Origin of the sequence: Microbacter margulisiae (genome assembly GCF_014192515.1) — a bacterium.
GTDB lineage: Bacteria > Bacteroidota > Bacteroidia > Bacteroidales > Paludibacteraceae > Microbacter > Microbacter margulisiae.
In genome coordinates this window covers 1203072-1227822 of the sequence record NZ_JACHYB010000002.1, presented here as the reverse complement: position 1 = coordinate 1227822, position 24751 = coordinate 1203072, and the positions used below count along the sequence as shown (strand labels likewise).

The 24751-nt window shown below is 45.5% G+C and carries 16 protein-coding genes; 7 read left to right on the top strand and 9 right to left on the bottom strand.

Going from position 1 to position 24751, the window contains the following annotated elements; genetic code table 11:
- The first annotated feature begins 238 nt into the window (after positions 1–238).
- Genes FHX64_RS13965 through FHX64_RS13940 form a run of 6 tightly spaced genes read left to right on the top strand, consistent with a single transcriptional unit; the run spans position 239 to position 8041 of the window.
- On the top strand, positions 239–1981 hold the full coding sequence (locus FHX64_RS13965) for an alpha-L-arabinofuranosidase (RefSeq protein ID WP_221202223.1): 1743 nt from the start codon (positions 239–241) through the stop codon (positions 1979–1981).
- A gap of 39 nt (positions 1982–2020) precedes the next feature.
- Entirely contained in the window at positions 2021–3079 is a 1059-nt protein-coding gene (locus FHX64_RS13960; protein WP_183414446.1) for a glycoside hydrolase family 5 protein, read from the top strand.
- Positions 3076–4179 (top strand): glycoside hydrolase family 26 protein, encoded by a 1104-nt coding sequence (locus FHX64_RS13955; RefSeq protein WP_246392499.1) that lies wholly within the window; start codon positions 3076–3078, stop codon positions 4177–4179. Before FHX64_RS13960 ends, FHX64_RS13955 begins: the two co-directional genes overlap by 4 nt.
- A gap of 54 nt (positions 4180–4233) precedes the next feature.
- Positions 4234–5421, top strand: coding sequence for a glycoside hydrolase family 130 protein (locus FHX64_RS13950; protein WP_183414445.1), 1188 nt, complete (start codon positions 4234–4236; stop codon positions 5419–5421).
- A 35-nt stretch (positions 5422–5456) separates the two neighbouring features.
- Positions 5457–6842 carry an MFS transporter gene (locus FHX64_RS13945; protein WP_183414444.1) on the top strand — a complete coding sequence of 462 codons (1386 nt, stop codon included), beginning with the start codon at positions 5457–5459 and terminating at the stop codon, positions 6840–6842.
- A gap of 14 nt (positions 6843–6856) precedes the next feature.
- Positions 6857–8041, top strand: a complete 1185-nt coding sequence (locus tag FHX64_RS13940; RefSeq protein WP_183414443.1) for an AGE family epimerase/isomerase — start codon at positions 6857–6859, stop codon at positions 8039–8041.
- Positions 8042–8345: 304 nt separating this feature from the next.
- Here FHX64_RS13940 and FHX64_RS13935 read toward each other — a convergent pair whose 3' ends face one another.
- The 6 genes from FHX64_RS13935 to FHX64_RS13910 all read right to left on the bottom strand — a co-directional run bounded on the left by FHX64_RS13935 (position 8346) and on the right by FHX64_RS13910 (position 18138).
- Entirely contained in the window at positions 8346–9560 is a 1215-nt protein-coding gene (locus FHX64_RS13935) for an IS256 family transposase (protein WP_183412745.1), read from the bottom strand.
- A gap of 74 nt (positions 9561–9634) precedes the next feature.
- Positions 9635–10837 carry an ROK family transcriptional regulator gene (locus FHX64_RS13930; RefSeq protein ID WP_183414442.1) on the bottom strand — a complete coding sequence of 401 codons (1203 nt, stop codon included), beginning with the start codon at positions 10835–10837 and terminating at the stop codon, positions 9635–9637.
- A 122-nt stretch (positions 10838–10959) separates the two neighbouring features.
- Positions 10960–12762 (bottom strand): glycoside hydrolase family 35 protein, encoded by a 1803-nt coding sequence (locus FHX64_RS13925; protein ID WP_183414441.1) that lies wholly within the window; start codon positions 12760–12762, stop codon positions 10960–10962.
- A gap of 49 nt (positions 12763–12811) precedes the next feature.
- Positions 12812–14848 carry an enterotoxin gene (locus FHX64_RS13920; protein WP_183414440.1) on the bottom strand — a complete coding sequence of 679 codons (2037 nt, stop codon included), beginning with the start codon at positions 14846–14848 and terminating at the stop codon, positions 12812–12814.
- 86 nt (positions 14849–14934) lie between these two features.
- Positions 14935–15999, bottom strand: a complete 1065-nt coding sequence (locus FHX64_RS13915) for a phosphotransferase enzyme family protein (protein WP_183414439.1) — start codon at positions 15997–15999, stop codon at positions 14935–14937.
- A gap of 78 nt (positions 16000–16077) precedes the next feature.
- Positions 16078–18138 carry a glycoside hydrolase family 31 protein gene (locus FHX64_RS13910; protein WP_343053523.1) on the bottom strand — a complete coding sequence of 687 codons (2061 nt, stop codon included), beginning with the start codon at positions 18136–18138 and terminating at the stop codon, positions 16078–16080.
- Here FHX64_RS13910 and FHX64_RS14435 point away from each other — a divergent pair.
- Positions 18040–18261, top strand: a complete 222-nt coding sequence (locus FHX64_RS14435) for a hypothetical protein (RefSeq protein WP_343053525.1) — start codon at positions 18040–18042, stop codon at positions 18259–18261. The two genes, FHX64_RS13910 and FHX64_RS14435, sit on opposite strands and share 99 nt — an antisense overlap.
- A 1029-nt stretch (positions 18262–19290) precedes the next feature.
- On the opposite strand, the gene FHX64_RS13905 is transcribed toward FHX64_RS14435, so the two are convergent.
- The 3 genes from FHX64_RS13905 to FHX64_RS13895 form a co-directional block, all read right to left on the bottom strand.
- Positions 19291–20955: an alpha-L-fucosidase gene (locus FHX64_RS13905; protein ID WP_183414437.1), complete on the bottom strand. Its 1665-nt coding sequence runs from the start codon at positions 20953–20955 to the stop codon at positions 19291–19293.
- Positions 20956–21008: 53 nt separating this feature from the next.
- Positions 21009–22418, bottom strand: coding sequence for an alpha-L-fucosidase (locus FHX64_RS13900; RefSeq protein ID WP_183414436.1), 1410 nt, complete (start codon positions 22416–22418; stop codon positions 21009–21011).
- A gap of 81 nt (positions 22419–22499) precedes the next feature.
- Positions 22500–24734, bottom strand: a complete 2235-nt coding sequence (locus tag FHX64_RS13895) for a family 20 glycosylhydrolase (RefSeq protein WP_221202222.1) — start codon at positions 24732–24734, stop codon at positions 22500–22502.
- Positions 24735–24751 lie beyond the last annotated feature (17 nt).

The following is a 24751-nucleotide window of genomic DNA, read 5'->3' as shown; positions in this document are numbered from 1 at the left end:
AAAATCAAAACACTCTTTTACATTGAAAGATAAAAATGTAATTACAGGCGGAGAGTTGTGTGACTTTTTTTAAAGGCGTACGGGTAGCAGGGATTCTTCCTATACGCCTCTCTTTTCTGCCTTTTGCGTTTATATAAAGTTAGAGCCCATACGTCTTTAATGTATATTTATATGCTTCCCCTATTTCTATCTACGAAAGAAATAGTACAGCGAATAAACTTCACCATAGCGTCATATCATGAAAGCATCACAATTTCAGAAGCTCATTTTCTCTATTACATTGACGGGTACAGTGATGACTGGAATGTTTTCATGTTCAAGAAACGACATTGAAAGGATCTCTAATAACAATGATTCTATTATTCAGGCAATAGACCCACCGATTGATTCAACCATAGGATTTTTTCTGGATAATTGGCAATCGAAGACATATGTTGCTCCTACATATATAGAGGGCACCATCTCTTCGGCCTCTCCGACCGACAGTGTAACCGTAGACGCCTCATCGGTGATCACAAAAATCCCATTAACCATTTTCGGACAAAATGCAAACAATTGGATGGGGCCAATGTATAATGTAGCTCAACTAATGACTCCATTAAAGGATTTAAATCCACATGTGATCCGGTTCCCCGCAGGAAGCGGGAGTGATGCTTTTTTCTGGAACTGTAATCAGGATCAACCACCGGCTGATGCTCCTACCCGATTACGAAAAGCAGACGGGACGTATCAAACGACAAATTTGTATACTTACGGCAAAACGACCAACAACTGGCAAGCCAGCGTTGACGATTATTATAACGTTTTACAAGAGACGAACAGTGTTGGATTAATTACGGTAAATTATGCCTATGCCCGCTATGGGACGGGGGCTCATCCCGTGCAAACAGCGGCTCATTTGGCAGCAGATTGGGTGCGGTACGATAATGGCCGTACAAAATATTGGGAAATCGGTAACGAGAATTATGGCGATTGGGAATGGGGATACCGTATCGACACCGCTGCAAATCAAGACGGACAACCGGAATATTTGACGGGAGAAGTTTATGGGGAACAATTCAAAGTATTTGCCGATTCAATGAGGGTAGCCGCAGCCCAAACCGGCAAGCAAATCTATATTGGAGCGGTCATGCAGGAATCTCCCATACAATCGTGGGAAACAATGACTACGCAAACATGGAATGCAACCATGATACCTGCTGTGGGCAATAACGCCGATTTTTACATCGGGCATAATTACATTACTCCATATGGACAAAACAGCGATGCTTCAACCGTACTCTATGATGCCTCAACTGTTCCGGAAGATATGATGACATTCATGAAAAGCGAGATCCTGAAATATGGAGGAACGCTTAAACCGGTTATCTTATCGGAATGGAACATGTGGGCACAGGATTCCATGCAACAAGTATCGAACACCAGTGGGACATTTGCCGTCATTGTACAGGCTGAAGCTATAAAAAATAAATTCGGATTAGCTGCCCGTTGGGATTTGTACAACGGATGGTCAGGAGGGAATGACATGGGGCTCTTCAGTGCGGGAGACGAACCGGGAGTCGCTAAATGGACTCCAAGGCCCTCTTTTTACTATATGTATTATTTTCAGAAATGTATCGGCGACAGGTTGGTCAGTACGACAATAAACGGAAATAACAAAATAAGAGCCTATGCATCGACCTATACCTCAGGACAGGCAAGCGTAGCATTGGTAAACATGTCCGGTACGCCTCAAATTGTCCAGGTAAAACTCAAAAACTTCCGGATGGGATCACGCTTTTATTGGTACGCATTGGCAGGAGGCCAGGATAACGGAGATTTCTCCCGAAAAATATATGCCAATGGTCAAGGGCCGACAGCCGTAGCAGGAGGTCCTTCGAACTACGAAACGCTGGATGCCTATTCGGCTTTAACTGCCAAGGGAATTAAAGTATCGGTACCTCCATGGGGAGCCGTTTTCCTGATGGTCGATAAACCTTAAGTAAGCACAAATAAAGATATTCCACTTATATTTAAACAGATGAACCGGATAACAGAAAAAACAGGCAAATACGCCATTGGGAGTATCCTTTTCTTAAGCTTCTTCCTTTGGGGGAACTTATGGGGCACCGATGCGCAACCGTTATCGCCGAAATATTTTCCTCCGAAAAATTCTCCGGTAACAAGCTACGGGCAACTCTACGTTCATGGACGTTACCTGACTGATCAACATGGAGACACCATTGCGCTTCATGGGCAAAGTTTTGCATGGAGCAGTTGGTGGCCACAGTATTGGAATGCAAAAGTAGTATCATGGCTGGTTTCCGATTGGAAGGTGGACATCGTAAGAGCTTCCATGGGAATTGATGTCCAACCGGGATACCTGAACGACTCTGTACATCAGGTCAATTTACTGGAGGGCGTTGTTGATGCTGCCATCCGGGAAGGAGTTTATGTCATTATCGACTGGCACTGTGAAGCATTTCATCAAGCAGAAGTAATACGGTTTTTCACAAAGATGGCGCAACGATATGGTAAATACCCCAACATCTTGTATGAAATTATCAACGAACCCAATAACACGCAAACATGGCCTGAAGTAAAAGCGTATGCAGAGACGGTCATTCCGGCAATACGACAATACGACAAAAAGAATATTATCATTGTAGGATGCCCGTATTGGGATCAAAAAATTCGAGAGGTAGCCGATTCTCCTTTAACCGGTTATACAAACATCATGTACACGGTTCATTTTTATGCAGCAACTCATGGGCAATGGTTACGCGATGATTGTACTTATGCCTACCATAAGAACATTCCCATCTTTGTTACCGAATGCAATGGTTCCGAAGCCTCCGGCAGTGGCCATATCGACTATATGCAATGGGATGCCTGGTGGAATTATTGCGATAGCCATAAAATTAGTTGGATAAATTGGTCTATATCTGATAAACCTCATGAATTATGCTCGGCACTCATGCCTCATGCCTCGGCCAATGGAGGATGGAACGATTTGCAACTCACGGAAACAGGGAAATATGTTCGTCATAAATTAAGAAGCTACCATAATAATACATCTACTAAACTTATAAAGAAATGAAACCAAAAGCGTTATCTTTACTATGCATTGGATGTATGACAATCGGAATGGCAAGCCATGCAACCCCCATTGACCCACAGGCGACGAAAGAGACAAAAGCGCTCTATGCCAACTTGGAGAAAATCATTCATAAAGGCATCATGTTTGGACATCAGGATGATGCGCTTTATGGCGTTGGCTGGAAATATGACTGGAACCGGTCGGACATCAAAAGCGTATGCGGTGATTATCCGGCTGTCTTTGGATGGGAATTGGGCCATTTGGAACTCGGACATGCTTATTCGCTCGACTCAGTAAACTTTGATACCATTCGTTCCCGCATCCGGGAAGTTTATCGGAGAGGAGCCGTCAACACGATCAGTTGGCACCTCAACAACCCGCTGGGAGGTACAGCCTGGAATGCAAAAACGACAACTGCAGTGGAAAGTATTTTACCTGGTGGAGCTAAAAATGCCATGTTCAATAAATGGCTAACCCGGCTGGCAACATTCCTCTTAAGCCTACGGGATGACCATGGGAAACTAATTCCTGTCATGTTCCGCCCGTTTCACGAATTGACCGGAGGATGGTTCTGGTGGGGAGCCAAACAATGCACACCCAAACAATACATCGAGCTATGGCGGTATACCGTACATTTTTTAGAAGAAAAAGGAGTGCACAACTTGTTATATATTTATTCCCCTGCAACTGTGGCCGATGAAAAGAGCTATTTCGAACGGTACCCAGGCGATAAATATGTTGATATCCTTGGAGTGGATATTTATCAGGATAAAGGAGAAAATGCTTCGGAAAGATTTATTGCTGAGACACGCCATGATTTGACATTCATGGCAAAAACAGCTAAGGAACGCCACAAAATAGCCGTACTCAGTGAAACCGGGTTATACAATGTTTACATGAATGACTGGTGGACAAATGTCCTTTGGAAGGCTATTAAAAATATTCCCATTGCCTATGTATTGGTATGGAGAAATGCTTGCAGCGGCCCGCCCCAATATTTTGCTCCTTATCCGGGACAAGAGAGTGCAAAAGACTTTCAGTTGTTTAAAAGCAACCCAAAAATGATTTTTGAAAATGAGTTACCTCCTATGTACCGTTAACCGGACTTCACCATCTAACTAATAATACACCAACTTATTATTTGATTTTTAATTATGAATCATTACGACAACCGACTTCAGACCCTTATTCAACAATATGAAGATCTGATTACCCGTAAAAATGAGCCCCAATACAAAAATGGGATTTTTGAACGTTACAAATTTCCTGTGTTAACAGCAGCTCACACTCCCCTATTCTGGCGTTACGACCTAAATCCAAAAACCAACTCATACTTAATGGAACGTTTCATGATTAATGGGACCTTCAATGCTGGAGCTATTAAGTTGGATGGAAAATATTGCCTGATCGCACGTGTTGAAGGAGCTGATCGCAAATCATTTTTTGCAGTTGCAGAAAGCCCAAACGGAGTGGATAATTTCCGCTTTTGGGATAATCCGATTGATATGCCTGAAATAGAAGGAGATCCGGATGCCAATATTTATGACATGCGATTAACAAAACATGAAGATGGATGGATCTACGGTATATTTTGCTCCGAACGCAAAGACCCCAATGCGCCAAAAGGCGATTTATCGTCAGCTATTGCCGATGCCGCCGTTGCCCGCACAAAAGATTTAGTCACATGGGAACGACTCCCCAATATCAAATCAAAGAGTCAGCAACGGAATGTTGTACTTCATCCTGAATTTGTCAATGGAAAATACGCGTTGTACACACGACCACAGGATAGCTTTATCGATGCCGGGTCAGGTGGAGGTATCGGTTGGGCATTGATTGACGACATAAAAAATGCGGTCATTACACACGAAGAAATAGTCGATCCACGTTATTATCATACGGTGAAAGAGTTGAAGAACGGAGAAGGGCCACAACCGATCAAAACATCGAAAGGATGGTTGCATTTAGCACATGGAGTACGCCCATGCGCAGCAGGACTCCGATATGTCCTTTACATGTATATGACTGATTTGCATAATCCATCAAAACTCATCGCTTCTCCGGGAGGATATTTCATGGCACCGGAAGGGGAAGAACGTGTAGGCGATGTTTCCAATGTTCTTTTTGCCAATGGATGGATTCCTGACGAAGATGGAACGGTATATATCTATTATGCATCATCCGATACCAGGATGCATGTAGCTGTTTCCTCCATCGACAGACTAATCGATTACTGTTTCAATACCAGTCCAGATGGATTACGGTCGGCAACATCCATAAAAACCATACGAACTCTAATCGACCGAAACAAACCATTTTTGTCTATTTTAAAAACAGATTAAGCGCTACATCCGACAATAAAACCATAACATCATCCATGGCAACAATAAAACTGAAAGAAAAAATAGGGTACGGATTTGGTGATTTTGCATCATCAATGTTTTGGAAGATTTTCACCATGTACCTACTGTTTTTTTATACCGATGTATTCGGATTGCCTGCCGCTGCAGTAGGTACTATGTTCTTAGTCACCCGATTTTGGGATACAATTTTCGATCCTGTGGTCGGGATTATCAGTGACCGCACTGAATCGAAATGGGGAAAATTTAGGCCATATTTATTATGGGGTGCATTGCCATTCGGAATCATTGGAACGTTAATGTTCATAACACCTTCATTTGGAAGCTCAGGAAAATTAATCTATGCTTACATCACTTATACGCTGATGATGATGGTTTATTCGACCATCAATGTTCCATACGCCTCTTTGCTGGGAGTTATATCTTCTAATCCAAAAGAGAGGAATTCACTTTCGTCTTACCGGATGGTTTTTGCATTCATCGGGAGTTTTGTCGCTTTGCTGCTGATTGATCCGCTGGTACAATTCTTTAAACAAATCCATCATGGGAATATCCAATTGGGCTGGACCATGGGCGTTATGACGATTGCCGTATTATGTATCCTCTTTTTCTGGGGATGTTTTGCCCTTACCAAAGAACGGATTCAACCCATCAGTGAAAAAACACGTTCCCTCAAAGCCGACATAAAAGATTTAATTGCCAACAGGCCTTGGTGGATTCTGCTTGGGGCAGGTATTTCCGCATTAATCTTTAACTCTATCCGCGATGGAGCAGCTGTCTATTATTTCAAATACTACGTCAATAAAGACAATATGGTACAAATGCCATTCGTAAATCTGTCTCTTACGCTGACAACGCTCTATCTGGTACTGGGGCAAGCTGCTAACATTCTTGGGATCATTTTGGTAACCCCGCTTTCGACAGTAATAGGCAAAAAAGGAGTGTATCTAAGCTCAATGGCCGTAGCAACCGTTCTCAGCATCTTCTTTTTCTTCTTGAGCCCGCACAGCATCGCATTGATGATGATTTTGCAATTCTTCATCAGTATTTGTGCCGGGAGTATCTTTCCTTTACTTTGGTCAATGTATGCAGATATTGCTGATTTCTCGGAATGGAAAAACAACCGGCGGGCTACAGGGCTTATCTTTTCCTCATCCTCTATGTCGCAAAAATTCGGATGGGCTATCGGAGGAGCGCTTACCGGATGGCTGCTCAGTTTTGTAGGCTTTCATGCCAACGTAATGCAAACTCACGAAACATTGACCGGGATCCGCATGATGCTAAGTGTTTTCCCTGCTATCGGCACGGCTTTATCCGTGTTATTCATTGCATTCTATCCATTGAATGAGAAAAAATTAACAACCATCGTTTCCGAATTGAATGAAAAAAGGAAGCAACATTAAAGCATTTTGAGATCATGACAAACGAAGCATTTAAAACCGATTTGACCAAAGAGCTGAAAGACAATATCATCCCCTACTGGATGACAAAAGCCAAAGACTTGCATCATGGCGGCTTTATCGGGCAAATAGACGGAAATGAAACACCATATCCGGATGCTCCCAAAGGAGCAATTCTGCATGCACGTATCTTATGGACTTTTTCTGCTGCTTACTCTCTTTTACAAGATCCAAAATATCTGGAGATTGCCAATGAAACCCAGGCTTATTTTCTGAACCATTTTATGGATCATTCGTTTGATGGAGTTTATTGGCTCATCGATAGCAACGGGCATCCCCTGGACACAAAGAAACAGATGTATGCGCAAGGCTTTGCCATGTATGGACTGAGTGAACATGCCCGTGTCACAAGGAACCAACAATCTTTGGACGAAGCGATCAAATTATACCATCTGATCGAAGAAAAAAGCTTCGATCGTCAACGAAACGGCTATTTTGAAGCATTTACACAAGACTGGAAGGATATTCCCGATATGCGCCTCAGCCTTAAGGATGCCAACGAAAAAAAGACAATGAATACTCATTTGCATATTCTTGAAGCCTACACAAACCTGTTTCGTGTATGGACTTCCGATGTGCTAAAGACAAGCCTGGATAACCTGATCAACTTATTCCTCGATTATTTTATTGATCCCGAAACAGGGCATTTGAATCTCTTTTTCGATGAGAAGTGGAATAAAAAAGAAGGCGTCATTTCTTATGGACATGAAATTGAAACTTCATGGTTACTTCATGAAGCCGCTATTGTGCTAGGAGATAAAGCACTGCAAACAAAAGTAGAAAAAGCACTCCCAAAAATTATCAAAGCTGCCAGGGAGGGAATACAACCTGACGGAAGTTTGCTTTATGAATTAAACACACAAACAGGTGAAATTGACTCAGAAAGGCATTGGTGGGTTCAGGCAGAAAATGTGGTCGGGTTATGGAAAGCATACAAACTATTCGGCATGGAACAGTACAAGGAAGAAGCATTAGCATGCTGGAATTACATCCAACAACATACGATCGACCACGAACATGGAGAATGGGTATGGAGCACTTTCGCCGATGGATCGGTCAATCGTGCAGGTGATAAAGCCGGATTTTGGAAATGCCCGTATCACAACAGCAGGATGTGCATAGAAATTATTCAGGACATGTAAACTACACAAAAAAGCCTCCTAGATAAGGAAGCCTCCTTCAATGAAACTAAACGGAATTGTAACCTTGATTTCAGGGTAGCGTAAAATAAACTGTGTCAGTTTCAATTCTTATCAAATTTCAGATACTCAATTAATCCGATTTTTTATAATGGATAATGAAGATCCTGAGTTTTGTTGGGCAAAAACGGTTAGGGGTCGACCCCCTAATCGTTTTTTATTACAATGGCACAAAGTTTCACCATCGTTTTGTTGGGTGGAAGCAAAACTAAGAAAAATGCCTGGATATTTATTTGATGTTGTGATTTTATTCAAATAAATTAAACCTTTCAGGAAATTTAATCGCCAGTTGTTGTGCAGTTAACCCCCAGTTTGACAGAGGCATAGTCCATTTTTTCCGGATATTGCGATAGGCCAAATACACCAATTTTTCCAATGCTGTATCATTGGTAAAAACACCTTTGTTTTTGGTAACTTTCCTTATCTGACGGTGATAGCCTTCTACGGTATTGGTGGTATATATGATTCTTCGGATAGCATCAGAAAACTCAAAATAAGCGGTTAGTTTTTCCCAATTATCACGCCATGATTTAATGACAATTGGATAATCCTTTCCCCACTTTGAATCAAGATTATCGAGTTCGATTGCTGCCTGCTCTTTGCTTACTGCTTGATAAACAAGCTTCAAATCTTTCATGAACGTTTTCTGATTTTTACTTGCAACATATTTAATTGAATTGCGGATTTGATGCACCACACAAGTTTGAACTACTGTGTGTGGAAATACGCTTTTTATAGCATCTGAAAAGCCACTAAGATTGTCCGTAGAGGCTATTAGAATGTCATTTACTCCTCTTGATTGAAGATCGGTGAGCACCGATAACCAAAAGTTAGCTCCTTCGCTTTTGGAAATATACATGCCAAGCAAATCTTTGTAACCGTTACGGTCAACACCCAATACGTTGTATATGGCTCGTGTTACAGGGCGATTCTTTTCGTCCATCACTTTGTAGTGAATGGCATCCATCCAAACAATTGGATAAACACTATCCAATGACCTGCTACGCCAGGACTGAATCTCTGGCAGAACCCGGTCTGTTATGGAACTGATTGTGTCAGCAGAAACCCTGTTTCCAAGGTTTTCCTCCATCCAATCGCTTATTTCCCGAGTACTGTTCCCCAAGGCATAAAGACCAATTATACGGTCTGCAACACCTTCTGCAAGTATTGTTTCACGTTTCTTTATAAACTCAGGTTCAAAACTGGAATGGCGGTCACGGGGTGTATGAACGGTGACTTCACCCAATTGGGTTTGAACTTGTTTGGACATACGTCCATTGCGCCGATTGCCTAAACTACGCTCATCTTCATCTAAATGAGCATCCATTTCTCCCTCTAAAGCTGCATTTAGAATATTTTCTAACAAGGGCGCAAAGGCACCATCTTTGCCTAAAAGGGGTTTGCCAGATTTTATCTGTTCTAAAACTTTGGCTTGAAAAGCCTTGTAATCAAATTCTTCCATAAAAATAAACTGTATTGTAAAGTTATAAAATTATTTTATTCTTTACTGACACAGTTTAATTTACAGTCTCGATTTCAGATCAATTTCAGCATCTTGCTGCGCGCCAACATACACGCCCCCATGATCCCAACATCATCCCCCAATCTTGTAGCCCTCACAACCGTATCTTTATTGACCAAATTCAGAGAATATTTACGAATAGCCGAACGGATAGGCAAAACCAAATAATCACCTACAATGGATAAATCGCCCCCAATAACAACCAATTCCGGATTGAATATATTAATCAATCCTGCCAAATGTCGTCCCAAATAGGAACCTACATGCTCCATCGCCTCAATAGACAACACGTCATCATGCAGCGTTGCATGCACAATGTCATCCATTGTTACCGTATTCTGCCTGAATTTATCTTCAATACTTGTGCTTGATCCATTTTCGATTTTTTCCTTCATCATCCTGTAAATCGCTTGTCCAGAGGCTTCCGTTTCCAGACATCCTTTTTTCCCGCAATGACACAGAATCTCATTATCTGCTGCCGGATAATGCCCAAATTCTCCCGAGAATCCCGATTTTCCATAATAAAGCTGGCCATCCAGAATCATACCAATCCCTAGTCCCCAGCTTACATTGATAAATAAAATATTTTTCTCTCCGTTCGTTCCGCACATATATTCGCCATAAGCCATTGCCCTGGAGTCGTTATCTATACTCACCGGAATGTCAATAGCATCTTCAATAGTCTGTGCTACAGGTTTTTCATCAAAATAAAACAAACTGTAACTATACCCTGATTCCGAATTGACACGCCCTGATATATTAATAGCAACATTTTTGATCTTTGATTTTTCAATTGCTATTTTATCAATAAAAGAGGAAATAATCGAACATAAATGATCAAGACAATAAGGTGTATTTTCCAACACAAAGGGGATATTTCTTTTGATCTTAATAATTTCACCTTTAAAGTTTGCCAAAGCAATATGAATGGTAAAATGCCGGATATCAACTCCTATGAAATAACATGCCTCAGGATTTAATCCATAAATATTCGGACGTCTGCCTCCATTGGTTTCCTGTTTCCCAAAATCCAATACATATCCTTCCTCAATCAATCTGCCGATTAATTTCGTAATTGTTGGAACACTCATGTCCATCTCCTTGGAAATATCCGCAATAGACAAATCACCATGCTTAATAAAAAGATGAAGAATGTTTTTCATATAAAGCGCATTCTTAGTCCCGGATTCCAACTCTGAAATGAAATTTTTTATCATATAACCAGTAATATCAACAACAATAATTTATCTCTGCAAATTTAATATAGAAAATTGAATATACATGGATTCTATTATTGATATCTAGGCATAAAATAAATCTCTATGTTTACATCACTCATCTATTCCAGCGTCCTAACTCCTTGAATTGGATAAGCCTTTGTTTGCAATAAATCCAGTACAACAACCTTGTTGAGCCCTTTTTGTAGATAGTTTGCCGGACAGTACAGGTGTTTCTGCGGCCCTATCTCCCAGTAACGTCCCAGGTTATGCCCGTTGACCCACACAAGGCCTTTCCCGTAATGACTCATATCCAGATAGGTATCGGCTACTTTATCCAACGTAAAACTTCCTTCGAAAAATACTCCGTCATGAAAATCTCCCGCGTTATGTTTCAGGCTGGCAATGTAGTTCTTGTCCATCGGTAAATTATAGACTTCCCAGTTCATCAGGGTGATTCCATTAAGCATCACTCTTTCAGTGATCCCTTTGCGGTCGATGATATAGGGGCCATAATTGACTCTTCCCATAGCTTCTACCAGGATGTCCAGCGTTAGTGTACGTGCAGTATCTTGGGGGAGTTTCACTGTCCAATGTCCACCATCCCGGTAAATGGTATCTATTAGTTTCCCGTTTAATAACACCAGGGCAAAATCATGGGGGGCTGTGATGGTCAATGCCCCATAGCGTTCTCCTACCAGTTTTGTCCTGTAATCGATTAATCCTTCCCACTGTCCATACATCTCCATCGGCTTGGGTTGTGCCGAATATTCCGGTGAAGGTAATTGATCCCATATGCTGGTCAAGGGGTGCATCGGGAAGGCAGGAATGGCCATCACCGGTGGGGCTTGCGGAACTGCCGGTACCGGATAGGTGACATACTGGCTGATCAACCTTCTTAATGCGTAATACTTTGCAGTGGGTTGTCCTTGTTCATTAACAGGGGCATTATAGTCATAACTGGTAATTTGTGGCTGGTAGTTTGTTGGGGAGGAGGAATTGGCTCCTGCCGTGAATCCGAAGTTCGTGCCGCCATGTTCCATATAGAGGCTGAAGGATTTCTTGTTCTTCAACAAATAGGTGATTTCTTTCAACAGGCTGGTGGTGTCGGTATGGGCAAAAGGTTCTCCCCACGAAGTTAGCCAACCCGGATAGGTCTCACTGCTGAAGGAGGGTACTCCCGGGTTGATCTTGCTTGCTATGGCAAAATCCCCGTCATTGGTACCGCTGTCCAACCCTATGGCAGCTCCTTTTATGTTCCCGTCTGTTAGCATGGCAATGGAGGGGCCATCGGCTGTGTAAAACGGAACATTGATCCCGTTACTCCGCCAATCTCTTGCCAAGGTTTCCAAATAGGCTTTGTCGTCTCCATAGCTCCCGTATTCATTTTCTATCTGTACCATCACTATAGGGCCTCCATGGGTACACTGCAAGGATTTTATTTGTGCACTTAATGCTTTTATGTAACGGTTCACTGCTGCTATATAACGGGGATCGCTACACCTCACCTTGATATCAGGGATGCTTAACAGGTAGGCTGGAAGGCCTCCAAAGTCTCTCTCCCCGCATACGTATGGCCCGGGACGTAATAATACCAGCATGCCTTCTTCCTGACATAACTGAATGAAGCGACGGATATTGTGATTCCCTGTCGTAAAATCAAATTGTCCGGGACTCTTCTCATGATCGTTCCAAAAAACATACATGGAGATGGCATTGCAGCCCATGGCTTTGGCCATAGCTATCCGGTTCTCCCAATAGGGCGCCGGTACCCGTCCGGGATCAATCTCCCCGCTGATGATTTCTATCGGCTTCCCTTCCAGAAGAAATTGTCCTTTGGAAAAGGTAAAATTTCGAGCCTGGCTGAAAATGCTTAATGGTAGCACTGTTATTAAAATGATAATAAGAAAAATAGTTCTTTTCATAGCAAAATAAATTAATAGTAGTATATTGAAATATCGTTTCCTTCCATAACTATTTTCTGGTGCGGGAGTTCTTCACGGAGATCCCTTCCAGTATCTTTACTTCATAGGGGCGAAGGGTCACATCAAAGGAAGTGACCTTGGCGTAAACTTCCGGCTTCCCTGCTGTTGTGATGCGTGGGGTATGGAAGGTATACTCCACCGGATAGCCCGCAGGTATATCCAGATCTCTGGCTACGTCTACATGGTAGCGTTGTTCTTCCCCTGTGGGATTCCGTAAACTGATGATTCCTTCCTCCGGTGACCATGCGGCACGGCCATACACTGCCCCTGTCTCCGGATCGCCTCCTATCCAGTGTACGTCAACCAGCGTTCCTGCGTTCCGCCTTGCCCATTGAATGGCGTGCGCAAGTAAATCCCAGTCCGGCGTGGTGAGGATATTGGGATCGATGTACAGCTCCTGAAGGCTGGTGCCGCTCGAAAAAAAGTCCCATACGTCATCCCTGATATCCTGTGCATTCATCCCGAATGTTGCCGGCTCTCCCTTCCCACCTATGCAGATGCCGTGATACATCAGCGAATTGAGTGGATACAGACTACCTTTAAGTACAATATTCCGGTAGGCTTCTCCGTCCCGGTAGGTGATCCATTGTTGACGCTTGCTCCCTGTTCCCGAAAAGCCGGTGTCGCCGCCGCTACGCCATATGGCATCTCCGTAGTATAACCAGTAGGGGGAGGCCCATGTGCCTGTTGTCAGACTGAAATAGATTGTCGGGTCTTCCTTCCGGATCATGGTCACCAACCGCAACAGGGCTTCAATGTCGCTTTCATAAAACAGATCTTTCCCTATGGCATTGTCTCCCTGTCCTACTCCGTCTATCTTAAAAATCGATATCCCATATCGCTTCACAAAACTGCTCATGACTTCATGAAACCGATTGAAATAGACCGGCCCGGCTAATGAAAATCCGTTCGCATTGACTTCAAAAGGGGGATGCTGGGCTAATCCATAGCGCATCCGTTGGGCTTTATCTTCCCCGTAGCCTCCAAAGGGTGACATCCATACTCCTATCGTGGAATGGTATTTCCTTGCCAGGGAGTCCATCCGTGTGAAGCCTTCCGGGAAACCTCCGTTAAACTTCCATAGTGTCTGGTTATTGTCCCAACCGTCATCAAAAAGGAAGGCTTGCATCGGGGTATGCCGCTTCTCTATCAGGCTGTCCCCATAGACTTTGATCCAATGCATGCACTCTTGTTCATTTAGCTTGTCCCCGTAGCTTTCAAACCAGGAATTGAAATGTAAGTACTCCCGGTAGGGTACGGCGCGTTCCCGTTCTATATAGTAGAGGAAGGCTCTGCGAAGTTGGCCCCGTGGAGAGACGCCCCATGCTACGCTATAGCTTTCCGGCATTTGGGCTCTTAATGATTCTGTTTTTACCAGGTATGAAACGCATTCTCCTCCTTCTTCGCTATTATGGCTTAACGGGTATTCAAATCCAAAAAACAGGTCTCCTTTCACCCATGGCGAGCCAGCTACTTCCCCATCCGGATGCAGCCCTCCTCCTCCGGGCATCTCCAACAGGATTAACCGTGATACCATCAGGCTATCTGCTGGTTCAAAGGTAAAGTGTTCCCGCAGGTAATTGGAGTGGTTGCGGAATTCCAACTCCCACCGGAGCTTTAACCCGAGCCTTTTACAATAAAGAACTGAATTCACGGAATAACCTCCTTGCTCATGGGAGGCCTTGATGGCTTTTTTTTCTCCCCGTAATGGAATGACCTGCGGAGCGGAAAGGATGCGGAAATCGTTTGAAGTAAGCTTCTCTCCGCTGCCGAGTTGTAGGCTAAACCATGGCGTGGTTCCCCAATGCATGGCGTCTCCCGTGCTTTTATTTTCGAAATCTTCTGCTTGCAAAACTCCGTCCTGAATCGCCCACCGGGCTTTTAATATCTGGTTCTCTGCTAGTATGCCTCCTTTATGTACATAAACATGGGAATCCCCTATGGCAACCCCGGGGTAAACGACCTCTCCCCTTCCTATACTCATACTAAGGATGAGCATCCCTAACATTAGTAATAACTGTTTCATATCTGTTGTTTTGATGATACTTGGATTAAATTCCTTGCAAAAGAGGCTGCTTGTCTTTGCTGTTTTTAATCCTGTTGAATATAATGTTACCTCCTGAAGTATTCTCTGACGATTTTCTGCATCTGGTCTGCCTTTTCCGTGTACTTCTGCAACAGAACCAACTGGTTGGTGCCCCTGACCAGATTGTGACCTTCGTACCTTGAACCGTAGTACACGTCGTTGTTCAGATAGTCCGTGATAAAACGCAACGCCTGCATGTAGATCATGAAGCTTCCCGAATAAACAAACCTCTGCCGCTCTTCGTCCTGCATTAACCTGCCCATCTCCCCCAGGTAGCCCTCCGCAATGGCTTCGAATATCTCCATGCGGATCGCATGCCTTTCATTATCCGGCTCTTCTTCACTTATGGGTGAGAGGTATGTGCGCATCATGTCTCCTGCATCACTGATATAATACCCTGGCATGATGGTGTCCAGATCGATCACACACATGCCTTTCCCTTGTTCATCGAACAGGATGTTGCTGATCTTCGTGTCATGATGGATCACCCGTAACGGCAGGCATCCCAGTTGCTGCGCCTGATCTGAAATGCCGGAATAGCTTTCCAATGCTTCCAGTATCTCCTTACTGCGTAAGATCCGTTCTGGATTGCCTTTCTTTATGGCTTCCCTGTACTGGGCATAGCGCAGGGGCAGGTTGTGAAAGTCTGCCAGGGTGATGCGTAGCTTTCCTGTGTCAAACCCCGCCAGTTGTGCCGTGAACATCCCAAATTGCCGCGAGGCTTCATAGGCCTGGCCTGGGTTTGCTACTACATCCAGGGTGTGTGACCCTTCCACATAACGGTACAACCGGAAGTACTCCCCTGCTTCTTGAACCATCTCTTCTCCTTTAAGGGTGCGAAGCGGAGATTCAAACAAATAACCGGGAGCGTGTGCCTGAAGGTAGGTGGATATCTCCCGTATGTTACCGGCTATTGCCTCGGGCGACTTGAAGACGGCATGATTGATCCGCTGCAATATGTAACGCCACCCGCTTTCCGTTTCCCTTACCATCCATGTCCGGTTGATCAACCCTGTCCCATGGGCTGTCACCTGGCAGCTTTCTCCCCTGAACCCGTAATGTCCCAATATTTTTCGTATCTGTGTTTCCATCTGTTGCTTTATCGTGTGTTTATTGTATTGTATCTTGTCTTATTGTCTGCCTGTATAAATCGTTCCTTCGTGCCTTTGTTACCGTATCTCCACTATCGTGGTATGATCCGTGGAGAGTTTTGCTGTTTTTACATGCAGGATACCTCCCTGGGTATCGGGGTCATCATACCAACCGGAGGTCGCCTGCATAAAGGTTTTGTCATCTTTTTGCCGCTTTAGCAATACTCCGTTCATGTGGATTGTGCGGGGCTTGCATGCTGTATGGATTTCCAACAGGTAGACCCGTTGCTTTTCCCTGCCCTGGTAATCCCCCCTGGCTGCATGGAGCTGGATACTGATCTGCCGTGGATTGACTTTTGAAACGGATACCTCAAAGCGGGTAAACGCATATGCACCTTGCTGGTAGGCCCGCGTTACCCCATCGTCTTCATACATTGTGTAGCTTGTGTGCCCCTGCGGGTAAATGGCCAGGGTCAGGGTGTCTATGGGACGCTCCCAGTTATACATCATTGGCTGGTACATAGGAATGATGGAGCCCCCCCGAACAAACAGCGGTAACTTATCCAAAGGTGCCGGATAGTGCATCAACATCGTGTCTCCTTTGTAGGCTGTCCCACTCCAGTAATCAATCCATTCCCCTGCAGGCAAATAGATGCTGTCCCTGTAGGATTTCGGTTCATATACCGGGGCTACCAGCAACGCTTTCCCAAGAAGGTATTCGTATTGAACGGTTTTCCCCCAGGTCACTGTGTCATGGGGATATTCCAGCACCAGCGCCCTTACTGCCGGAACTCCTGTCTGTGACGCTTCGTGGCACAGGGTGTACATGTAGGGGGTAAGCCGCTCCTTGATTTGTAGGTATTTCCGGTTAATGCCCGTGAAGGGTTCGCCAAACAACCAGGGTTGTTTGTCCTTGATTCCGTTCTTGTTGTTATAGGCCCAACCGGACATGGCCATGAAGACCGGCGTGAAGCATTTCCATTCCAAATCCCGCGTGTATGTGGAGTCGCTCCCTCCAAAGATGCCATCTACATCTCCCGTCGCGTAATTTTGTGCTGATAGGCCGCTCCCTATTACCGTAGGTATTTGCCAGCGAATGTAATTCCAACTGCCGGTATTGTCGCCTGTCCATAATACGGAATAGCGTTGGGCTCCTGTCCAACCGCATACCATCCAGACAAAGCCCCGTGCGTTGCTGTTATCCTCGATCCCTGCATAGGCCGTCCTGGCTGCATTCATGGCAAAATGAAAGCCCGGGCCAACCCACGCGACATCCAGTTTGCACAGCCGGGAGCCGTCCTTCCCTACTTCCCTGGCAATCTTCGCTACACCGTTCTCTGTCCATAAACCGGTATAGAACCCTCTTTCTTTCAGCGATCTGACCACCGAATCCAGATGTGTATAGCCACAGCCATACCCGTCATTGGGGATGATCCATCCCCGCGGCATATCTTCCTGGATATACTTGTCGGCTATCAGGTGGATCACGCTGGGAGTTAGTCCGTCATAACCGGTACTGGTGGAGCCATTGGTTTTCCCTGATTTTGCTCCCCGGTTGTAGCAATTGGAATCACCCATGCCTAAGCCCCATTCCGGTACCATGAAGGGTTTGCCCGTCAAATCGGTATAGTCATTGAGCAGCCCTTTTAATGTGGGGTTGACAAAGTAGTAGCAATCGAACCGGCTCTCGTTGTGTACCAGCTTGACGGTGTCCTGAAAGGAATAATAGCCTGGCGCGTAGGTATTCCTCACGGCTCCGTAGCCCCGGGTACTCATATAAAAGGTGGCGGGATTCGGGTTGCCGCTGTCTTCCCAGTTGTAATCGATCGTGAGCTTGATGGTGTCTCCCCGGTGCGAGAATCGCCCGTTTTGCATCCCTCCTCCATAGAACTGTTCTTCTTTGCCTCTCCTGAGGTATTGGATGGTTTGTTTTCCGTAGGTGATTCCCCGGGTTTCTTCCCAGACCAGCGTACGGTTGTCCGCCTTGTACAGGGCAAACCGCAGCGGGTGCTTATAGGCCCGTAATGACAGGTCGGGGGTATGCATCAAATAGTAGTCGCCTTTGTCTTCCGTGGTCAGCTCTACCGGAACATCGGGCGTGTGGATGATCAGATCGTTGCCTGCCGGATTGCTGAAGATGCCGTCATAGACCATCCACAGCCGGAACATGTCATCCCGCAGGAATTGTATCCTGAATGTGCTCCTGTTGCATTGGAGTTTGACCGTGTCCTTTTCCCTGCTAAAACCGGTGATGTTCCCTAAGCGACAGGCCTGGGAGTAGAGTTCCATCTTCAGGGTATCGTTGCTGGTGCGCATGTCCCCAGGCTGGGCTGTGTAAAATGTAATCTTGTGGATGCCGATATCGGTCAGATCTATTCCTGTGAAGCGAACCGTCATCGTATCTATGATCCCGAAGGGGTGTGACCCCGAGGCTTGTATCTCCGCCTTGAGTAGCGGACGCTGGTCGATCTGCAGGTAACACGGAAAATCGTGTTCTACCGGATAGGCGCCTAAATTGACGATCTTAAAGGAGAGGGTGTCTGCCTTCCGGAAGGTATTGCCTTCTACCTTCCTCCCGCTCAGGGCCAGGGCTGCCATATCCCTGTCATAGCCTTCCGACAGGCTGATGTTCCCTACCATCCAGTACCATTGGTACATGTGGTGCCACCAGAAACGAAGGTAGACGTGCTTGTAGCCTGCTGCTTCCCGCGTGATGTTCATCTCTACTTCCATCGGGTTGGGACAATCTTCTGCAGGCCCTATCCCGTTATGGACATCATAGTCCTTCCATGTTTTCCCGTCATGGCTTACGCCTACCAACAACCCCGAGTGGGTCATGTTTTGTTCCCATTCGCCCCAGAAAAAGTTCTGGGCAAAACGCAAAACAACCGACTTCTTCCCTGAACAGTCTATCGCAGGACTCTCCACACAGGCATCCGGATACAGGCCTGCCTTGCCCCATTCCCGCGCGTGTTTGCCTACTTTTACCCCGGGCGAAATCATCAGGTAGTATCCCCCGCCCGGCGATGCCAGCGGAGGTGCCTGGTAGTTCCGCCCATAAGAACCCGGATAGGGCTGGTCTGTCACTTGCCAAACCACTGAACTGTCATTCATCGCCTCCGACTTCCACCCAACTGGTAATACCCCACTCTTAAACGTCTCTTCCCAAAATACACGTGGTAACTGACTTTGACTGAACGTTAATACTGAACTTAATAATAGAATCCCTGTATAAAAAATGTTTTTCATGCTGATGATCGTATGGTTTCAAGATAAAAGGTGTATTTATTCCTATTCCTTTTTTGTTAAAATTATTCCACCCCGTTCATTTTGCTTGTCACGGGTTAGATAAAACTCCAATTCGGTACATGTCTCCCGGGTGACCTGCTGCGTTTGATTGACACTGTAATCCAACGGGCTCTCTTTGATCAAAAACTCCGGGGAAGATCGCTCTCCCTGGAAATAGAGCTGGACGCTGTCAACATGAAATGTGTTTAATCCTCCGTTTTGCGTAGGTACCAGCTTTACTTCATATTGACCCGGTTCCGGAATATAAGGGGTTAGATTGACTTTTAACCGGCAATGACCGCCTTTAAATAAATTTGGGCTCCATTCCGCACATTCCTTCCAGTCTGTTTTCCCATTATCCGGGAAGGGCTTGAATCCGGAAACTTCATATACGGCAAAGGAACGAATATAGGGCAGTGCGGCTGCCTGCAGAATCCGTAATCGGACGCGTGTTACTTTGATCGTAGGAAAATAGTCGATTTTCTTGCGCCCTACGGATATGCCTTCGGCAAGCTTTCTCCATTGCCCGTTCTCATATCCTTCTATTTCATAGGAGCGGATGCGTTCTCCATGCCGGTAATCTTCCATGGTGATGGCATGATTGATGGCTGTTGGAGACTGAAAGGTGATTCCTGCCATGTTCCCTCTTATATGTGCAACTTGCCCTGCCGGGTGGCTAAACCTGTGCTTGATCTCCTGTCCTAGCGCTGCATATAGCTTTACATCTGCCGCCGGGATAAGGCCTGTGGTATCCGGAGTTGCATTCAACAGCATAACGCCTCCATAGCCTACCGATTTATAATATATCTTCATAAGCTGGGATAAGGTTAGGCTCGTTTTCTCTTTCTCAGGGCTCCAAAACCAATAGTGGGTATATAAAGGGACATCTGCTTCTAATGGAGCCCACGCATCTCCATTGGGATTGCTTTGCGCTTCTGTGGCAACTCCTGTTTTCAAATCTTTTCCCGTTAGTGAATTCCATGCGGGATAGCTTAATATGCCGTCTTCATTACCTGCCCACCGGATTGTGGCTTCCGGCCCCTGGAAGACAACTGCGTGTGGTGCATATTTGGCTAATATGTCCTTGACGGGTATCATGCAGCTTCCATCAAACCAAACCTCCTTAATAGTGCCATATCGGCTAAGCACTTCCCTGAGTTGTTCCCGGTATATCTTATCGTAGCGTGCTTGTTGCGATGGATCTTTGGTTTTGCCCGCACTGCCAAGTTCTCCGGGATAGACATATATGCCTAAATTCAATCCGTATTTCTTACACGAAACTGATAGTTGCTTCAGTACGTCTCCTTTCCCTCCTTCATATGGAGTGTGGCTGATGTCGTAATCTGTCGTCTTGGTTGGCCACCAGCAAAAGCCTCCTACGTGTTTGGCAACAAAGAGGATTTCTTTCGCCCCCCATGATTTTGCTACACGGCACCATTGATCGGTGTTTAATTGTTTCGGATTTATCCGCCATAAGGGGGTTGAGTGGTTGTCGTATTCCCTTCCCTGCCACGTCGCAGGCCCATAGGTGATAAACATGATACGTCCTTGTTCGTGCCACGAATATTGATCCGGCGTGGGAGTGGCCAGTTTCGTAGGTTGTCCAAAAACATTAGGGCCTGTCAAAAGAAAAAACAAAAATAATAAGACTGTGATTTTATTTTTCATATCAAGATTACAAGTAGTGGGGTTAGTAAAACGTATTTCAATGACGGAGGTACTTAATCGTGATTTTTGATTTCAACATTCCCCTTTATTTTCAATACAATGACAGAGGAAATCTTATCGGGAGCCGACTGCGGCACATCCACTATCACGCTTTGGTTGTCCTGATGTATCTTTAGTCTCTTGTGGTAGCCAAATAAATTTCTTTTTAGTAAATAGGCCTCTGAGATGTGATTCTCCAATCCAGGGACTTCCAGCTTTCCATCTTTCGGCCAGTCAAATACATTGAGATAAAGCAGTGTCCCTCCTTTGCAGGATTTCAGGGTGCAGCGCCCCCAGGGTAACTGCCTCGTAAAGGGACTGGCGCTGGTGCCATAAATGGACTGCCCGTTGGCCTTCATCCATGCTCCCATGGCTTTGAGCCGTTGTTCTTCCGGCAGGGGAATAACGCCTGTGGAATCAGGCCCGACATTGAGTAAATAGTTGCCTCCTTTACTGGCTATATCAATCAGGTTATGTAAGAGTGTTTCTGTTGATTTCCAGTTATGGTCCCCGGCATCATAACCCCAGCTCCCATTGATGGTCATACAGGTTTCCCAGTCATGCCCCGGCAGACCATTGGAGGGAATCCTCTGCTCCGGCGTCTCGTAATCTCCCACGCCTTTTACTCTGTCATTTATAATTAATGCAGGATCTAATGCCCGCAGGTAATGGTATAGCGCCTGCCCGTCCTGTTCTGTCCATCCGTTCATCCATTCGCCGTCAAACCAAATCAGTCCGGGATGGTATTCTTCAATCAGTTCCTTGAGTTCGGTTTTCATATATGTGATATAGGCTTGCTTCTTCCCTGGCATAAAATGGGTCGGGTTATAGGTGGGATGCAGGGCGTTGGTATCGGCTGCCTGCTGGTCGGGACTGTGCCAATCCATGATGGAGTAGTACACACAGAACCTGACACCATATTTCCGGCATGCCTTACGTAATGCAAGTAAAGGATCCTGGTGCCATGGCGTGGCTTCTACGACATTGTATTGTGTAGCTTTAGTGTTGAACATGCAAAAGCCGTCATGATGCTTCGATGTGATAACCAGATATTTCATCCCGGCTGCTTTGGCTGACTTGACCCATTGGTCTGCATTAAATCTTGCCGGATCAAACCGTTTCGCATACCCTTCATATTGCCTGAGCGGCACATGTCCATTGGACATATACCATTCTCCCTGTGCCGGAACGGCATAGATGCCCCAGTGGATGAACATCCCAAACCGGGCTTTCTCCCACCATGCCATGCGCTGGGTGGAATCCGTGGTGGTGATGGCTGGGGTGGCGGTTACCCCTGACACTGTTTTGTCCCCCGCTTGTGCTGCTTTAGCTACGGTTATGCCTAAAAAACAGAACATGATGCCTGAAAATAGAATCCGGAAAGGTTTTCTTTGCCGGAAAGATTTTGAATTTGTGTGTCTCATAGTGTAATGAATTAGATCGTTGTGTTCTTTATCCGAATGGGTAATTATGTACTTTCAATCATTTCTGCTTGTGCCCGGAGGTTAATGTCCCAACATGAGGGATGGGATATCTTGTGGTGCTTCTCCTTCTTTATTGTATTGCAAATGCAGGGTGTATCCTCCGCCGCCTTCTATAAAATCAAGGGAGATGGGGTGTTCTCCTTTTTGTAATGCGATCTCCCCGTCTCGCTCTGTAGCACTGTGCAGCCCGTCATTGGCTACTACGGTTTTCCCGTCAATGTAGAGCATGCTTCCATCGTCCGAGGTGAGGGTAAAACAGTATATGCCGGTTTGTGATATGTGCAGGTAGCCGCGGAACTGTAAACCAAAGGCCGGCGCCTTGATATCCGGGGGGACTTGAATCGTATTGACCTGATAGGTGTATGCCGGAGTGGAGTGCATCATTCCTTTTGTATTATCAAACTGCCCAATGTAATAGATACATTTCAACCCTTGGCTAAGTGAGTTTTCTAATTTTACCGGAGGGATATAAGTCTCTTGGGTATATTGTACTGTATAGGTATCTCCCCTGTTCCCTTGTGGTGTATAAGCCGCCAACTTAATGGTTTCCGTATGATGGATGGGCAAATGGGCCGGTAAGAGGAGGGATTGCTGGGTGGGGATCTCTCCATTGAAGGTGTAATGGATATGCATGTCTGCCAAGGGTTTCTTTACGGTTAACAGGGTGCTGTCGATAAAAACGTTATGATCTGCAAATCCAGACAGGTCGGGCAAACGGTAATGGATATGCTGCAAATCCCAACGGTAATACTGCTTTTGTAAGCGTTCCAAATAGGAGTTATAATCCTTTGGGGTATTTGTCCAGGCTACTTCTGCCAGGGCCGTCATGCGGGGCATGGTCATATAATCAGCACGCTTTTCCGAAGGGATTCGCTCTGTCCATACACAAGCTTGAATACCAATAATATTTTTCTTTGCTTGTGCATCCAGACCATTAGGATAGGGATTGAAATGGTATATGTTGTATAGGGAGTTCTTATCCGGAAACCGATCAAAATAGAGGGGTTCACCCGGTGCCATAATCACTTTGTTCCCGTTTTCTGCTGCTTCTATTGGGGCTTTTGGCACCCATGTCCTCCAATACATGATCATTGCACTGGTGTCTATCCCGCCTTCCAGGATATCATCCCATCCTACCAGTCGCTTGCCATGGGCATGGAAAAACTGTTCCATTTGCTTTATAAAATAGCTTTGCAACTGGGATACATTGGTTAATCCTTCTTTCTGCATCAGTGTCTTGCATGCAGGACAGTTGGCCCATGTGGTTTTGTCTACTTCGTCTCCTCCGATATGGACATACCTGGAGGGGAAAAGGGTAAAGATCTCTTTATATACATTTTCTGCAAACTGGTAGGTCTTTTCCTGGCAGGGGCATAAGGGTTCCGAAAATACTGCCCCATGCCCGGCTTTCCCTGTACAGCTTAAATCGGGGAAGATCTTAATGGCTGCCATCATGTGTCCGGGCATGTCCAGTTCGGGGATAATGGTGATGTGCCTTGCTGCGGCATACCGGATGATGTTCCGCATTTGTTTTTGTGTGTAATAGCCTCCATAGAGTGTCTTCCCATCCCGGTGTATGATGTGGCTGGGGTCAATGGCAAAATCCGGATTGTCTTTCGATAAGCGCATGCAGGCTGAGTCATGGGCGTCAAAGGTTCGCCAGGCGCCTTGCTTTGTCAACTCCGGATATCTCTTTATCTGGATGCGCCACCCTTCGTCGTCCGTGAGGTGCAGATGCAGCTTATTGAGCTTGTAGAAGGCCATCCGGTCGATAAACTTCTTCAAATAGGCTTCCGAAAAGAAATGGCGTACTACATCCAGATGCATGCCACGCCATGCAAAGGCGGGATGGTCTTCAATGCTCACAGCCGGGATGTGTAGTTCTTTCGCTTCCTTGATCCCGGGATCATTTGATGGCGGAAGCAACTGCCGGATCGTTTCAATCCCCCAAAACAGCCCCGTAGGTGTCCGGGCCGAGAGTATGACCCTGGCGGAAGTAATCAAAAGGGTATAGCCTTCCGGATTGATGATGCTGGTGTCTTTCTTTAATACGATACAATTGTTCGGCATGGCATGCCCCTTATGCAGGGTGATTCCTCCTACATGCTTAATTAATGCGATCAAATCTGAGGCGTCCTGCCCGAAAGCTTTATCCTCTATATAAAGGGTAGTGTTGGCATTGATGGTAAATGCTCCTGTCTCCGGAATCAGTTTAGCCGGATAGGGAATGATCGGATAACGCTCTGAATTTGACATCGATTGCCCTTGTACTA

What these genes read in the sequence shown, in the direction of transcription:
- FHX64_RS13930 (WP_183414442.1), bottom strand. Translation starts at nt 10,837, where the DNA reads ATGATAAAAAATTTCATTTCAGAGTTGGAATCCGGGACTAAGAATGCG.
- FHX64_RS13905 (WP_183414437.1), bottom strand. Translation starts at nt 20,955, where the DNA reads ATGAAAAATAAAATCACAGTCTTATTATTTTTGTTTTTTCTTTTGACA.
- FHX64_RS13900 (WP_183414436.1), bottom strand. Translation starts at nt 22,418, where the DNA reads ATGAGACACACAAATTCAAAATCTTTCCGGCAAAGAAAACCTTTCCGG.
- FHX64_RS13960 (WP_183414446.1), top strand. Translation starts at nt 2,021, where the DNA reads ATGAACCGGATAACAGAAAAAACAGGCAAATACGCCATTGGGAGTATC.
- FHX64_RS13920 (WP_183414440.1), bottom strand. Translation starts at nt 14,848, where the DNA reads ATGAAACAGTTATTACTAATGTTAGGGATGCTCATCCTTAGTATGAGT.
- FHX64_RS13945 (WP_183414444.1), top strand. Translation starts at nt 5,457, where the DNA reads ATGGCAACAATAAAACTGAAAGAAAAAATAGGGTACGGATTTGGTGAT.
- FHX64_RS13965 (WP_221202223.1), top strand. Translation starts at nt 239, where the DNA reads ATGAAAGCATCACAATTTCAGAAGCTCATTTTCTCTATTACATTGACG.
- FHX64_RS13955 (WP_246392499.1), top strand. Translation starts at nt 3,076, where the DNA reads ATGAAACCAAAAGCGTTATCTTTACTATGCATTGGATGTATGACAATC.
- FHX64_RS13940 (WP_183414443.1), top strand. Translation starts at nt 6,857, where the DNA reads ATGACAAACGAAGCATTTAAAACCGATTTGACCAAAGAGCTGAAAGAC.
- FHX64_RS13915 (WP_183414439.1), bottom strand. Translation starts at nt 15,999, where the DNA reads ATGGAAACACAGATACGAAAAATATTGGGACATTACGGGTTCAGGGGA.
- FHX64_RS13895 (WP_221202222.1), bottom strand. Translation starts at nt 24,734, where the DNA reads ATGTCAAATTCAGAGCGTTATCCGATCATTCCCTATCCGGCTAAACTG.
- FHX64_RS13935 (WP_183412745.1), bottom strand. Translation starts at nt 9,560, where the DNA reads ATGGAAGAATTTGATTACAAGGCTTTTCAAGCCAAAGTTTTAGAACAG.
- FHX64_RS13925 (WP_183414441.1), bottom strand. Translation starts at nt 12,762, where the DNA reads ATGAAAAGAACTATTTTTCTTATTATCATTTTAATAACAGTGCTACCA.
- FHX64_RS14435 (WP_343053525.1), top strand. Translation starts at nt 18,040, where the DNA reads ATGCATCAAATAGTAGTCGCCTTTGTCTTCCGTGGTCAGCTCTACCGG.
- FHX64_RS13950 (WP_183414445.1), top strand. Translation starts at nt 4,234, where the DNA reads ATGAATCATTACGACAACCGACTTCAGACCCTTATTCAACAATATGAA.